The 13831-nt window shown below is 45.2% G+C and carries 12 protein-coding genes; 7 read left to right on the top strand and 5 right to left on the bottom strand.

The window, feature by feature from the left end; translation table 11 throughout:
- The first annotated feature begins 130 nt into the window (after positions 1-130).
- The 3 genes from pdsO to L5L91_RS00520 all read left to right on the top strand — a co-directional run bounded on the left by pdsO (position 131) and on the right by L5L91_RS00520 (position 4085).
- On the top strand, positions 131-961 hold the full coding sequence (gene pdsO / locus L5L91_RS00530) for a sortase-associated OmpA-like protein PdsO (RefSeq protein ID WP_263235383.1): 831 nt from the start codon (positions 131-133) through the stop codon (positions 959-961).
- 87 nt (positions 962-1048) lie between these two features.
- Positions 1049-3367 carry a marine proteobacterial sortase target protein gene (locus L5L91_RS00525; RefSeq protein ID WP_263235380.1) on the top strand — a complete coding sequence of 773 codons (2319 nt, stop codon included), beginning with the start codon at positions 1049-1051 and terminating at the stop codon, positions 3365-3367.
- Between the two features lie 10 nt (positions 3368-3377).
- Positions 3378-4085 (top strand): class GN sortase, encoded by a 708-nt coding sequence (locus L5L91_RS00520; protein WP_263163076.1) that lies wholly within the window; start codon positions 3378-3380, stop codon positions 4083-4085.
- A gap of 105 nt (positions 4086-4190) precedes the next feature.
- Here L5L91_RS00520 and L5L91_RS00515 read toward each other — a convergent pair whose 3' ends face one another.
- Complete coding sequence (locus L5L91_RS00515) at positions 4191-5216, bottom strand: GGDEF domain-containing protein (protein ID WP_263235378.1); 1026 nt, start codon at positions 5214-5216, stop codon at positions 4191-4193.
- Positions 5217-5426: 210 nt separating this feature from the next.
- Between L5L91_RS00515 and L5L91_RS00510 the strand changes: the two genes are divergently transcribed.
- Positions 5427-7049 carry a M28 family metallopeptidase gene (locus tag L5L91_RS00510; protein ID WP_263163074.1) on the top strand — a complete coding sequence of 541 codons (1623 nt, stop codon included), beginning with the start codon at positions 5427-5429 and terminating at the stop codon, positions 7047-7049.
- Positions 7050-7188: 139 nt separating this feature from the next.
- On the opposite strand, the gene L5L91_RS00505 is transcribed toward L5L91_RS00510, so the two are convergent.
- The 3 genes from L5L91_RS00505 to L5L91_RS00495 form a co-directional block, all read right to left on the bottom strand.
- Complete coding sequence (locus L5L91_RS00505) at positions 7189-8052, bottom strand: hypothetical protein (RefSeq protein WP_028760263.1); 864 nt, start codon at positions 8050-8052, stop codon at positions 7189-7191.
- Positions 8053-8425: 373 nt separating this feature from the next.
- A complete protein-coding gene (locus tag L5L91_RS00500) occupies positions 8426-9427 on the bottom strand; it encodes a RimK family alpha-L-glutamate ligase (RefSeq protein WP_113941500.1) in 1002 nt (333 codons plus the stop codon).
- A 20-nt stretch (positions 9428-9447) separates the two neighbouring features.
- Positions 9448-9897 carry a DUF413 domain-containing protein gene (locus L5L91_RS00495; protein ID WP_028760261.1) on the bottom strand — a complete coding sequence of 150 codons (450 nt, stop codon included), beginning with the start codon at positions 9895-9897 and terminating at the stop codon, positions 9448-9450.
- A gap of 108 nt (positions 9898-10005) precedes the next feature.
- Here L5L91_RS00495 and hdfR point away from each other — a divergent pair, with 108 nt between their 5' ends.
- The gene (gene hdfR, locus L5L91_RS00490) at positions 10006-10875 is read left to right on the top strand and encodes an HTH-type transcriptional regulator HdfR (protein ID WP_212599819.1); all 870 of its coding nucleotides are present in this window, start codon (positions 10006-10008) and stop codon (positions 10873-10875) included.
- A 10-nt stretch (positions 10876-10885) separates the two neighbouring features.
- Here the strand turns inward: hdfR and L5L91_RS00485 are convergent, their stop codons facing one another.
- A complete protein-coding gene (locus L5L91_RS00485) occupies positions 10886-11257 on the bottom strand; it encodes a diacylglycerol kinase (RefSeq protein ID WP_028760259.1) in 372 nt (123 codons plus the stop codon).
- Between the two features lie 280 nt (positions 11258-11537).
- Here L5L91_RS00485 and L5L91_RS00480 point away from each other — a divergent pair, with 280 nt between their 5' ends.
- Positions 11538-12467, top strand: a complete 930-nt coding sequence (locus L5L91_RS00480; RefSeq protein ID WP_263163072.1) for a DNA ligase — start codon at positions 11538-11540, stop codon at positions 12465-12467.
- A 516-nt stretch (positions 12468-12983) separates the two neighbouring features.
- Positions 12984-13451: a GNAT family N-acetyltransferase gene (locus L5L91_RS00475; protein WP_028760209.1), complete on the top strand. Its 468-nt coding sequence runs from the start codon at positions 12984-12986 to the stop codon at positions 13449-13451.
- The last annotated feature ends 380 nt before the right edge of the window (positions 13452-13831 follow it).

Raw genomic sequence — 13831 nt, 5'->3', positions numbered from 1 at the left:
TCCCTGCTCATGCCATTCCACTTGTGTTTAATAGCCCCATTCAGTTTTGTACCCGTTTGACCTGATGTGGTGTTGAGTGGATTGCTTCAGGTACGAGTCCAAGCTCAGCTAATAATCAAAAAGGAATGAGATGATGAAAAAGACACTAATTAATCTATTGGTTTTGAGTTTATTAAGCGCACCTATAGCCAGTGTGTCGGCGCGGGTTTCACTGCAAAACCAAGTGATAGGACAAGACCTCACCCTAGAAAATGATGCCTATGCAAGCGGTATAGCGATGGATGACGAATACGCAAGCGAGGACGAACAACCGGAAGCCCTCATTGGCCTCGGTGGTGGAGCCTTAGTGGGGGCGTTAGTCGGTGGTCCAGTGGGGGCCATTATTGGTGCGTTCACAGGCACCTTAATAGGCAAATCAGTCAGCGATACAGACACACTGCACGTTCAGCAAAGACAGATCCATTTACAAGAGTCCCAGTTATCCGAGTGGAGTGTAAAACAGCAAGCTGCCGAAAAACGGGCGAGCGAATATACCAAGGCGCAGCAAGAGCTTGATGAGTTGCTGTCAGCGCAACGTCAATTGCTCAGTGAACTCGCCTTGGGGCTTAGCGTACAGTTTCGTACCGGTTCCTCTGAGGTTGAATCGCATTTTTTGCCTCAATTAGATGATGTGGCTGAGGTGATGAATTTGTCACCAGAACTCAATCTTGATCTGAAGGGCTATGCCGACCGCCGTGGTGATGAGAGTTACAACCAAGCCCTTTCTGAGCAGCGTCTACTGGAGGTGCGTGGCTACCTGATTAAGCAAGGCGTCACTGCCGAGCGTATGACCACTCAAGCCTTTGGCGCTTTATCGCCTTTGCAAGCCGACCAAGACAGAGAATCGGATGTGTTCGACCGCCGCGTGACATTAACACTACAGCCTCATTTGGCCTTGACGGCCAGGCACGCTGCTGACTAGCGGTCAATTTAAGCAGTCCATTTAACGTCGTTCATATTAACGACAACCAACATCAGTTCATATTTGTTAATAGAGGAAGCCTTTGTGATGATCACAGGGAAAAGGGTAAAAGAAGTGAGTGAAGCGGTAGCGGTATTGCTGATCAGTGCCGCCGTGTGTTGGGGTTTGCCCTTTGTGGCATTAGCTTCGCCGAATAGTACCAGCACATTGTCTGCGCCACAGAATATGGCTTCGGCATTGGTCGGGCAACATAGTGCTCACAGAACGGCAGAGTCACACATCATTAATTACGATGATATCACGCAGGGGCTGTTGCTTTATCGCCAGCCGAGCGGTGCTTGGGAGCCATCTTTGCCGCTCGATACACAAGTGTCGATGCAAGTCTCTGGCTTAAGTAATCGCGTGAGCGTGAAACAGGTTTTTCGCAACAACACTGAATTTGTGTTGAATGGGCAATATTTGTTCCCGCTGCCCAATGAGGCTGCGGTGGATTCGTTGCGATTACATATAGGCCAGAGAGTGATCGAAGGGCAAATTCATCCTAAGGCCGATGCCAAGCAGATTTTTGAGCAAGCGAAAGCTGAAGGTAAACGTGCCAGCTTAGTGAGCCAAGAGCGGCCTAATATGTTTACGACCGAAGTCGCAAACCTAGCACCTCAAGAGGAGCTGATTGTAGAAATCAGTTATCAGGAGACCATTAAATATGAAGATGGTTTGTTTAGTTTACGTTTTCCGCTGGTGGTCGCGCCCCGTTATATTCCGGGATTAACATCGGATTCAAGTGCTAGCGACTCACATGATCCTATGGCACAGGTGCGCCAATCAAGCCGAGTGACAAGTTCGCAGGTGTTTGATGCTGACCGGATTGTGGCACCAGTGCGGGACGGCGCCAGTGGACGCGATCCTGTGCTGAAGGCAGACATTCAAGTCTTACTCGCAAAGGGGGTTGATAAGGCGTCCATTGAGAGTCCTTACCATGACATCAAACTCAAGCAAGGCAACAGCGGCGCGGTCGATGTATCGCTGGCGCAACGTGTGCCCGCTAATCGGGATTTTGTGCTGCAATGGCGAGTACAGCAGGGCACTAGCCCAATGGCTTGGGTGTTTAATCAGCAAGGTAAAACCCATAAGCTCGATGGCGAAAATCTGTCTCAGGATACACTTGATACAAGTAAAGCCAGCGGCGTAAATGATGATAATTACAGTCTCGTCATGGTGTTGCCTCCTAAGGTTGAAAAGAGTACTCAGCCGAGTTTGCCCCGTGAATTAATTTTAGTGATTGATACTTCGGGCTCTATGGCGGGGGATTCTATCGTTCAAGCTAAAAATGCACTGTTATACGCGTTAAAAGGACTGAAGCCGGAGGACAGTTTTAACATTATCGAATTTAACTCCAGTTTGTCTCAGTTCTCAACAGTGTCATTACCGGCGACCTCGTCGAATTTGTCACGGGCCCGTCAATTTGTGAGCCGTTTACAGGCCGATGGTGGCACTGAAATGGCGTTAGCACTGGACGCTGCCTTGCCAAAATCCTTGGGCAGTGTATCGCTTGATGCAACGCAGCCTTTGCGCCAAGTGATCTTTATGACCGACGGCTCTGTGGGCAATGAACAAGCGTTATTTGATTTGATCCGTTATCAAATAGGTGAAAGCCGACTATTTACTGTCGGTATAGGTTCGGCGCCTAATTCTCACTTTATGCAAAGGGCGGCTGAACTCGGTCGTGGCACTTTTACCTATATTGGCAAAGTGGATGAAGTCGATGAGAAGATCAGCGCCTTACTCAGCAAAATTCAATATCCAGTGTTAACCGATATTCAAGTGCGTTTTGATGATGGCAGTGTGCCCGATTACTGGCCATCACCGATTGCCGATCTGTACCGCGGTGAGCCAGTGCTCGTGAGTCTAAAGCGCAGCGCCCGTGAGCCACAGGAGTTAGTGATTTCAGGACGCCAAGGGCATCAAAACTGGCAACAGTCGCTCTCGCTGCAGGACAACTCCGCAGGATTGATGACCCATCAAGGTGCGGGTTTAGATTTGCTGTGGGCGCGTAAACAGATTGGTGCATTGGAGTTGAGTAAAAATGGCGCGAATGATGACAAGGTCAAACAGCAAGTGACGGCCTTATCAATGAATTATCACTTAGTCAGCGCCTATACCAGCTTAGTGGCGGTGGACTTAACCCCAATTGATTCAACTGCAATGAGCCGTGATGCCGTGGTTCGTCAGCACTTGCCCTTAGGTTGGCAACCTTTTGGCGCCTTGCCGCAAACCGCGACGTCAAGCCGTTTGGATATGTTATTAGGTGCGCTGACCTTGCTACTCGCCTTGATTCTTACTGGATCGATTGTTCGACAAAGACGGGAAGAGAAGGCGGCCTTGGTGGCACTTACCAGTGAACGATGAGTTAAGCGCGATGAGCAAAAGCAGAACACAGCGATTTTTAGTGGTGGGATTATTTTTAATTGGCGCAACATTGTTAGGAAAGGGACTCTATATGCAAGCTAAAGCACACTTTGCCCAGTATTTGATTGAACAGGCGTGGACTAAAACCTTGGTTGATGGCCAATCCCATAAACCTTGGTCATGGGCGGATACCTATCCCGTGGCAAAGCTGTCTATTCATCGTGAGCAAGTGGCGGCGAACAACAATATTGAAGCAGAGCTTAATGACAGTTTATATGTTCTTGCGGGGGCTTCTGGGCGAAATTTGGCCTTTGGTCCGAGTCTGGTGTTGTCCAGTGCGCCAGCGGGGCAAAAAGGCAATACTGTGATTGCCGGCCACAGGGATACGCATTTTGCGATACTCAATGGCATGGCCGTGGGGCGTCGATTATCGTTACAAACGCTTAAAGGCAATCACATTATTTATGAAGTGGTGGCGACTCAGGTCGTACATGAAACAGAAACTCACTTTATGGCGCCATCCGATGATAATCGCTTAACGTTAATTACGTGTTATCCCTTCGATTCACTTCAAGGCGGTGCTGAACTGCGGTTTGTGGTGCAGGCGATCCCCGTCGAAAATGAGTCGATGGAAACACACGGTACGAATGCATCCGTTTCAATAGGGAGTGGCGTGCAAGGAAATATTGGAACTGTTTCTCGCAGTTTCAAACATTAATCTGAAATCTAATTTAAATCCTTCATATAGCTTTCAAAAAAATGCTCTTTTGTTAATCATCTTAGCCTGAAGCTGAATTATCGGCTTCAGGCTAAGTTATAACCATCAGTTACTGATAGGCAGCACACGATTTCGTCCTAAGCGTTTGGCTTCATAAAGTAATTTGTCTGCCGCTTCAATCAATTGCATACCCGTTTGTTTTTCTTGCCATTGGGCGACGCCAAAGGAAGCACTGATATTATTGATGCGTTCGTCTTTGCGTCTGTCTTTTAAACTGAGTTTTTCGAGTCCACGGCGCATAGCTTCGGCCAGTTGCCTTGCGATACGTAGCTGACTTTTAGGGACAATAATCGCAAATTCTTCACCACCAAAACGATACAGTTTCGTGCTATCGCGGCAGGATTCCTGTAGCCGTTTTGCCACGGCGCGTAACACTTGGTCGCCGAGCTGGTGGCCATAGGTGTCGTTAAACACTTTAAAATGGTCGATATCGGCCAAGATCACACAAGTGCCTAAGGGGGCTTGGGCTATCATTCCTGCAAAATCAGTGTCAAAGGCGCGGCGATTAAAGCAGCCCGTCAGTGCATCGTAGAGAACGTCTTTTTCTGTTTGTTCAAGTTTTTTCTTTAGTGCGTCTATTTCGGTTTGAGCCTTCTGCAGCTGACCGGTAAAGAACTCTGTGCTCGAGCGAATATTGTCCGACTCTTTCACTAAGCTGCGGACCAGATCGAGTACTTGTTCGACGCTAAAGCCTTCGTCTTCGATGCGGTTGAGCTTTTCAAAATTACTTTCGATACGCGACTGGAAGTCATTGGCATCTAGATTGGTATCTTTGAGTGATTGGGAAAGCTCAGTCACCATAGCATCCAGATTTTGGCGCATTTCTCTGACATCGAGTTCAACTGGGTCGGCAACATATTGGCGATACAAGATTTCGCTACTGACAGGAGGGCAAGTGTTGTATTGGGCAATTACAGTATCGAGTTGTTGATTTAATTCGGGATTTTGTTCACCAACATAAGTGTACCAAAGCGCATAGTTAACGGGTGTAGTCGGAATTTTATGTTTGAGCATCAGAGGCACTGCTTTTTTGAGGTTCAGTGCAGCGGCTTGTAATAACTCTAGCGACATATTGTTACCTTACTTAATGAAAATGCACGGATATTTTAAAATTTTCGCTATTTTTTATTCTGTTGCAGTCAGATTTAGGTCAACGACAAGAATATCGGTCAGATGGAGACATGATTACCGTTTACTCTTGGATGCAGCGACTCCGTTTGCGCTAAGACTTCCATCATAAATTAAAGATGATATGGTAAAGTCTATCCTTAAAACCAAATAATGATAATAACTTGGGAGAAAGTTGTGAAAAATTTAATCATAACCACAAGTCTGTTGGCCACTATTTCATTACCTGTCTTTGCTGAAACGGCATTTGTGAAAAGTCTCGATCTCGTGCAATACCGAACCGATGTGAAAACCTTAGCGAGCGATGCTTTTGGGGGACGCGCGCCCTTGTCTGAAGGTGAGACGTTAACTTTAGACTATTTAGTGACAGCATTTAAAGATATGGGTCTCAAACCCGGATTTGGCGATAGCTATTTACAGGCGGTTCCTTTGGCGCAAATTAGTGCCGATCAAAACATGCAGCTTGATATCGGTGGGCTGAAGTTTGCTAATGGTAGTGAGTTTACTGCGAGAACCCAAAGAATCGCCGACACCGTGAGCCTGAATAAAAGCGATGTGGTATTTGTTGGCTATGGTATCAATGCACCCGAATATGGCTGGAATGATTATCAAGGGCTAGATGTAAAAGGCAAAACGGTCATCGTACTCGTGAATGACCCCGGCTTTGCGACCCAAGATCCAACAATATTTAAAGGTAATGCTATGACCTATTATGGTCGCTGGACTTATAAATATGAGGAAGCGGCGCGTCAAGGCGCTGAGGCCGTGTTTATTGTCCATGAAACCGCGCCAGCCGCCTATGGCTGGGGAGTGGTGCAAAACTCCAACATAGGGACTAAGTTTACTCTGGTCGATGCCAATAATAACCAAGGTCAAGTGGGCGTGATGGGCTGGGTTCAGCACGAAACCGCACAAAAAATCTTTGCCAAAGCGGGATTGGATTTTGATACCTTAAAACAGCAAGCAGCCAAGCCAAACTTTAAGGCTATCCCACTTAAGCTGAGCGCGCAGCTCACGTTAAACAATAAAATTGAACGCGCCGAGTCCCATAACGTCGCGGCCTTACTGCCCGGTAAAACGCGCCCCGACGAAGTGGTGATGATGCATGCCCATTGGGATCACCTTGGCACTGTGATTGAAGACGGTAAGTCAGAGATTTTAAACGGTGCGGTCGATAATGCCAGCGGTGTGGCGGGGGTTTTAGCGTTAGCGCGTTACTTCAAACAGCAGGCTAGCACGGCGGCACTGGATCGCTCGGTGCTCTTCAGTGCCTTTACTGCAGAAGAAACGGGTCTGATTGGTGCACAGCATTTTGCTCAGCATCCCAGTGTGCCAACCAAAAATATCGTCGCCTTTTTAAATATCGATGGCATGAATGTAAATAAAGGCGTGGATTACATTTTGCGCTATGGGGAAGGGGTATCTGAGTTGGAGCAATACTTAGATAAAGCCGCCAAAGTCCAAGACCGTTCGGTAAAAGCGGATCCAAGACCACAGAATGGATTGATGTTTAGATCAGACCATTTTGCGCTGGCCCAGCAAGGTGTACCAGGATTGTTATTTATGAGTCTTGGGGATACAGATCCTGACTATATTGCGCATAAATATCACCAAGGAGCCGATGATTATGATCCAAATTGGACGTTGGAGGGGGTGAGTCAAGACCTAGACTTGATCGCCAGTATGATAACCACCTTAGCGAATGGTTCAGATTGGCCCCATTGGCTTGAATCATCAGACTTTAAAGCCAAACGTGAGCAGGATGGCCGTAAATAGGTTTAATGGGTTGGATCATGAGGGCGTCCAGTAGGCGCCCTTATTTTTTAGCACTAATTTGGGCCAGGGTTCGGGCAACTGTTTGAGCGAGAAGGGGTGTTTAATACAATATGGGAAGAGATTTTTTATAGCATTAAAATTAAAAGGAATAACTGATAGAAAGCATAGGGCCAATAAAATTGTAATAGATGTTGTAATCGGCGATTTGAGTATCTTTATTCGGCGAATTTTGGGCGATATCAACGTCAACTTTATAGTAGTTATAGGCCACGCTCATACGCCAGTTTGGGGTGATTTGTGCATTAACCCCCACTTTAATATCAACCAGTTCGCCTTTGACATCATTGAGTTTGATATAGAAATACTGTGCATGGCTGGTGATTTGCCAACCGGGAACAAATTCATACTGACCATATATGCCAATGTCGGGCAGTGGCGCAGTGACATTTTCGTCAACAATGCGCGGAATTGCTTGGCTACCGCAGACATTATTGAGTAATTCCGATGAAGCGCAAACACCAATCACCCCTTCAAAACCTGTCTTGATAAACATAGTATGTAAACCAAGTGATAGACCGACATCATAGTTACTGCCTTGAAATACATCATAGCCATAGCCGAAGCGCAGTACATCAATGTTTAAGGTTGAATTTAGATTACCGCCTGCTTTGATATCGTAAATGGTGTCGTTAATCTCGAGCTGGAAGGGTTTGGTTAAGGCTTGGGTTTCGGCGTTACGATGAAGCTGTTTCCAGTCTAGGTAGATATTGTGCCGTTCGTTAAAGTGATAATTTAACTCGATAAAGGGTAAAAATTCGTTTTCTGCAAGTTGTAGATCGGACTCATAATCTAAAGTGAAATTATTACCCGAAATAGGGTTAGTGACTTCCATATTGGTGTCTGATTGCGAATAAAAGCCGCCTAACTGAATAGTAAAATCATCGGCTTGCACTTGAGTGCTGAGCAGTGACGCTATGATTAGGGGTAATAGGCGGATCGACATGTTAAGGAGTGACTCCTGCATTATTCTTATTATGTTTAGCGATAAGGTCAGAATTTAGTGCCATAAAAAAACAACATTTGGAGTTTAACAGCAAATTTTTTAATGTGAACAAAATGTTTTGAAAAATGCAAAAAATTGTGATTCAAAACAAAAGTAGAGCTGGTTCTCGTGAGGTTGAATGAAATTTGAGTGAGCGATCACATCAATTGTGGATTGAAAGACTAAGGGCAAGTGCTTCCTGAACGGCTTTAGGATTGTTGTGTTGGATGGGGCGAGATACAAATGGATATAGACACAAACATGGTGGAGAATCATCGATATTGAGAATATCTAGCGGTACGATCCCGCTAGATATTGATATGTCCTAGTACTTCTATTTCGTCTCGATAGAGGACGATAGAGGTGACGGGGTAGAAGTCTCAGCCTCTACGCTATCAGCCACGATTTTTGGGCTACTTGGTTCATCTTTATTAAACATGCCTAAACGGATGCGAATAAAATGCAAAATTTGCGCGGCAATATCCACATTCAAACAGGACTCTAAGCCCTCAAACCCTGGAGATGAGTTAGCCTCACAAATTTTGTAATGGCCGTTATCAAACAATAAATCGATACCTGCAACATCAAGATCGAGGATATTGGCTGTTTGGGTGGCAAGCCATTCAATTTCAGGAGTGATCTGAAATGGACGCGCTGAACCACCGGCACTGACATTGGCTTTGAAGCTGTCTTCTTGACCACGTCTTTCATAGCAACCCGCCACACGACCACCAATAGTGAATACGCGTAGATCGCGCCCATGACTGTTAGCGATAAACTCTTGCAGAATGATGTTAGCATTTTTATTGGTCGCTTCAATCAACTGCATTAAATCGTCAAATTCACGCGCCTTATGGGATAAAAACACACCACTGCCCTGTGAGCCAGAAAGTGTTTTTATCACCACAGGAAAACCGAGATGACGTTCTACGAGGGCGATATCGACGGGGAACTTAACCAACATGGTTTTAGGCGTAGGCAGATTTTTCTCGGCCAACAATTGTTGGGAGAATAACTTGTCTTTAACGATTTCAATGGCTTTAGATGGATTGAGGCAATATACCCCTAATCTTTCTAAGTGACGAATAATGGCTAAAGCAAAGTAGGTCGTGCCTGAGCCCATTCGCGGAATGATAAAATCGGGCAGCTCGACGGCTTGCCCATTCAATAAAATACTCTTGTTATCTTCTCTGGTGACAGTCAGATCAAATTCATCAGGTGCGTAAACTTCCAACTCTATGTTATCGGCTTTTGCTGCCGCCAGTAGACGCTCAATTTCATACCATTCAGGTTTTAGCTGAGTCGCGGTTTCTTTATATAAAATCCAACCACGCATTTAGTAGCAAACCTTAATCTTCATTCTTTATCCTCGGGTTCAGGTTCATCCTGAACATCATCTTCAATATCAAATACAGCCTCAGCCTCTATTTCTATCTCGGGCTTGGTTGCAGGCAAATGCACTGTACCAACCACGGCATAAAAGGGTTTCCCCATGGCGAGCCTGCGATACTTTACCCAGATCTGCTCTAACAAGCTACTGGGCGCGATATTTCCTTTGGCGACTTCAACAAATTGGGCTTCATCAGAGGTGCAAGGCAGCGTTTTTCCTTCCGCTAAATTCTTCATCGCATGACCATGCAATTCAAGGAGTTCAGCTTCTTTATTGGTAAAATCGCCGCTTCGTTTAAAGCCTTTGGGGAAATTAGCGTCGTCGTAGAAACGTTTTTGAGAGACAAAACTGGCAGCAACTGAGCCGTTAAACGTCTCAGAACCCTTGTTAGCGTTAAAAAAAGACTGTTCAGACATGGCAGATACCCTCTAGTTTTTGATATACAAAGATTTGCAACTGGAGTATTGGCTAGTATTATTGATTTATAAATCAAAAAAATTTGCCTATGTTGGTCAAGAATTTTTATGGATACCGATTTACTAAAAACCTTTCTCGAAGTCTCCCGTACTCGCCATTTTGGTAAAGCGGCTGAGAATCTTTATCTCACCCGAAGCGCTGTGAGTTTTAGGGTGAAACAGCTTGAGAGCATTTTGGGTGTCGCCTTATTTGAACGGCAACGTAATAATATTCAGCCCACGCCAGCAGGCGAACGTATGCTTGGTCATGCCGAAGCGGTGTTAACAGCATGGGAGCGGGCTAAGCAAGATGTTTCCCTCAGCCAGTTACAGACAACGCAGCTTGCCATTGGTGCAGGGCCGAATATTTGGGACGCTTACTTGCAAGGTTATTTACAGGGATTGCATGTCGGTTTACCAGGCGTGGCGTTGCGCACCGAAGTGCTACCCGCGAATGCAATGACGCGTCAGCTAATGGATCGCACCTTAGATATTGCGATTTCATTCGATCCGCCAAAGCTTGATCAATTTGAGATAGTACAACTGGGGCAAATTAATTTGTTGTTGGTGTCGAGCTTAAAAGGTCAAACGGTAAAAGCGGTTGTGCCGGGGCAATATGTAAAAGTCGATTGGGGTACGGCGTTCAATATTGTTCACGCGCAGGAATATGCCTCGCTGCCAGTGCCAACGCTGCACACGAGTTCAGCACGTATTGCGTTAGATTTCATCTTGAATAATGGCGGCTGCGCATTTTTACCTGAGCATCTAGTGCAACATGCATTGCGCGGCGGCGAATTGCATCTCGTCAGCGGCGCGAATGCCATTTCACGAAATGTGTATCTTGCGTATTGGGCTGAGAATGACCGCTTAGCCCAGATCAAACAAGCCATTGACTTTTTAAGGGACGATGGCTCAATGGTTGTTCATGCGACGGTTTAGAAACTAAGAATTAAAGCACTAGCGGCGTTAATACAACCAGCCAAGTTAATCCACAAAGCGCAAGACTCATAAAGACGGCAGCCGAGGCAATGTCCTTGGCTTGGCCACTTAACGGGTGTATTTCACTGCCGACACGGTCAACCACAGCTTCAATTGCCGAGTTTAATAGCTCAACAATCAACACGATAAACAACGTGAAAATCAGCATAAGGCGTTCAATAGTGCTGATATCAACCCATAAGGCTACGGGTAACATGACGATCGTCAAGATTAATTCCTGTCTGAAGGCGGCTTCGTGGATCCAAGCGGCCTTTAGGCCCTTCATCGAAAATCCCGTCGCTCTGAATATGCGCTTAATACCGTGATTATTGGCTGGTTTCATAGTGTTTCCAATTGACGTTAGCGACAAAGCGCTGAGGTTCTGCTCATTCAAAACAGTGGGGAATAAACCCTACTGTTGTCTTTGTTAACATTTGACTGAGTCATAAATTTGGCCGCAGTATAGCCTGAGATGAAAAGTGCATAAACAATTAACTGAGCAAATTTGATCATCAACATTCGTTGTTAACTTAGGGAGTTAGTGACTTTTGCGGTTATTTTAGTGCAACTTTAGCCGTGCGGCCTAAGCTTGATGAAGGATATATTGCAGCGTGGGCAAGGGAATGACTCATACAAACCCGTTACGAAATTTAACATTTAATCATTTCATCCGTTTTAGTGCTTTTAAGCTCAGCTTGCTCATACTTTGCGGTTTAGCTCTTTCGGTTAACGCACACACCTCACCTCCTGCCATACAACTTGCTACCGAGTTTGATGCGACTCGAACTTCGCAAGATATTAATATTCAAAATTTTTTGATTAGTGAGAAACTCGACGGGGTTCGAGGTTACTGGAATGGCAAGGAATTATTCACTCGGCAGGGAAATGCCATCGCCGCACCCATTTGGTTTACTGCGAATTTTCCGAATTATCCCCTCGATGGTGAATTATGGCTTGGGCGAGGCCAGTTTGAAGCGATGTCGAGTTTAGTTCGACAAACTTCGGCTAAGGATGATGATTGGCGCAAAGTGCGATTTATGGTGTTCGATGTCCCCAAGGCGAGTGGCGACTTTCAGCATCGCTATCAATTTGCGCTGACTGAACTGAGTGGCAAATCGAATTATCTTGAAGTCATAGTGCAGTTCCAAGTAGAAAGCCTTGAAGCCCTGTATCAAAAACTCGATGCCTTAGTTGCAAAAGGCGCCGAAGGCTTGATGCTGCATCGCAGTTCTGCGACTTATATCAGTGGCCGCAATCCTCATTTGATGAAGCTAAAACCTTATTATGATGCTGAAGCTACTGTTATCGCTTATATCCCTGGTAAAGGTCAATTTGCAGGGCAGATGGGCGCATTAAAAGTGCAAACGCCAGACGGCCGAATTTTTAGTATTGGCACAGGTTTTAGTCTCGCAGAGCGCCAACATCCCCCCGCAGTGGGCACTATCATCACCTATAAATACCTTGGGCTTACCGTTAACGGTTTACCGCGGTTTGCCAGTTTCCTGCGGGCACGCAGTGATGTCGAATCAAGTAGTAAAGCCACCGCAAAGTAAACATCATCATAACGTTATTAATAGATATAACTTTGCTTGCTGTCTATTAAGCCTGCCGCGAGCTGTGCTGATACTGCGTACAAAAGCGATGGCGGAGTCGTGTTTGCACTGAGCGCTAATCCAGCTCAGATGGATTGCATAACTTTGATGTAGGTTGTAGTGCTGATGACAATCGCGATTTTGTAAGGAATAAGGATAACAAACTGATGTTTTACTTATGGCGGTTTGACAATATGAAGCCACTGCCAAGATTTATTGAGGATGTGAACGTCGAAACACGGTAACCCGTTGCGGTCGAGTTTGACTGTGCTTCATTAATGGGAGGCGATTCAATTAGCAATATAGTATTTTAGGTCTGGCGTGGTGAGATTATCGGAACAGCAATCAAAGTCAGTGGAAATCCCAGTATAGTTTGACTACAAACATCAATGGTTGTGGGCTGCTTGCCTTGCAAGGTTAAGTTGGTAAGATGTTGTTCATAAAGAAAATCAAATCGTTGTACATCTAAGGACATATATGGAAATTTCATTACTTGCCGATAATCCCTCTGCGATAGACACGGTAGCTAGTTGGTATTTCAACGAATGGTGCCAAGACAATGGTAGCTATACCAAGGAGGAAGTCGTTGAAAAAGTCTCTGCATCAATAAATCGAGATACCGCGCCTATTCTGATCATTGGAAAAGTAAATGGTGTTCTTGCTGGTTCAGCAGAGCTAAAAATTCGAGAAATGGACATATACCCAGAATTTGAATTTTGGCTTGGTGGTGTTTACGTCACTCAGCAGGCTAGGGGACAGGGTGTCGCCTCAAAACTTGTGAAAGAGATAATATCGCTAGCACATAAAATAGGTGTGAAAAAATTATATCTTCAAACAGAAGATTTAACTGGAGGTTTGTACTTACATCATGGGTTTAAGCCTATAGAACAAGTGAATTATAAAGGTATAAATGTATTGGTTATGGGCACAAACATCGGTGAATAACAAGTTTGTGAAGGTACACTGCGGCTCAATTGTGGGAAGCAAGTGGAACGATATGATCATATTTCACAGGGCTACCTAAGTAGGTCAAAGCATCCCCAAATGGCATCATTTTTAATCTTAGAGTTTTCGTCAGTACAAGAAAATAGATTTCCTGTTTCAACAGTAAGAACAAGTTGTGTTCTGTTTCAGTCAAAGTGCTTATTTAAAGTCACTAGCAGGGCCATATAATCAGATGCTGAGTTTACTCTTTACAGAATCTAATGATGAAAATGAGTCGAAATCTTCCAAACGTTAACAGATATTGTTGAATCAATGGCTACTAAATAAGAATAGGCCGCACGTGGTTGCGACCGATTTTACGATCGCTTAGTCAGTTCTTG

Source organism: Shewanella sp. SM55 (genome assembly GCF_025654025.1).
GTDB classification, from domain to species: domain Bacteria; phylum Pseudomonadota; class Gammaproteobacteria; order Enterobacterales; family Shewanellaceae; genus Shewanella; species Shewanella oncorhynchi.
The sequence above is the reverse complement of the archived record's forward strand: the minus strand, read 5'-3'. Positions and strand labels throughout refer to the sequence as shown.

Bases quoted from the DNA above. Each gene is read 5' to 3' on its own strand.
- L5L91_RS00485 (WP_028760259.1), bottom strand. From the start codon at position 11,257: ATGAAACCAGCCAATAATCACGGTATTAAGCGCATATTCAGAGCGACG.
- pdsO (WP_263235383.1), top strand. From the start codon at position 131: ATGATGAAAAAGACACTAATTAATCTATTGGTTTTGAGTTTATTAAGC.
- L5L91_RS00510 (WP_263163074.1), top strand. From the start codon at position 5,427: ATGATAATAACTTGGGAGAAAGTTGTGAAAAATTTAATCATAACCACA.
- L5L91_RS00525 (WP_263235380.1), top strand. From the start codon at position 1,049: ATGATCACAGGGAAAAGGGTAAAAGAAGTGAGTGAAGCGGTAGCGGTA.
- L5L91_RS00500 (WP_113941500.1), bottom strand. From the start codon at position 9,427: ATGCGTGGTTGGATTTTATATAAAGAAACCGCGACTCAGCTAAAACCT.
- L5L91_RS00480 (WP_263163072.1), top strand. From the start codon at position 11,538: ATGACTCATACAAACCCGTTACGAAATTTAACATTTAATCATTTCATC.
- L5L91_RS00520 (WP_263163076.1), top strand. From the start codon at position 3,378: ATGAGCAAAAGCAGAACACAGCGATTTTTAGTGGTGGGATTATTTTTA.
- L5L91_RS00515 (WP_263235378.1), bottom strand. From the start codon at position 5,216: ATGTCGCTAGAGTTATTACAAGCCGCTGCACTGAACCTCAAAAAAGCA.
- L5L91_RS00475 (WP_028760209.1), top strand. From the start codon at position 12,984: ATGGAAATTTCATTACTTGCCGATAATCCCTCTGCGATAGACACGGTA.
- L5L91_RS00495 (WP_028760261.1), bottom strand. From the start codon at position 9,897: ATGTCTGAACAGTCTTTTTTTAACGCTAACAAGGGTTCTGAGACGTTT.
- L5L91_RS00505 (WP_028760263.1), bottom strand. From the start codon at position 8,052: ATGTCGATCCGCCTATTACCCCTAATCATAGCGTCACTGCTCAGCACT.
- hdfR (WP_212599819.1), top strand. From the start codon at position 10,006: ATGGATACCGATTTACTAAAAACCTTTCTCGAAGTCTCCCGTACTCGC.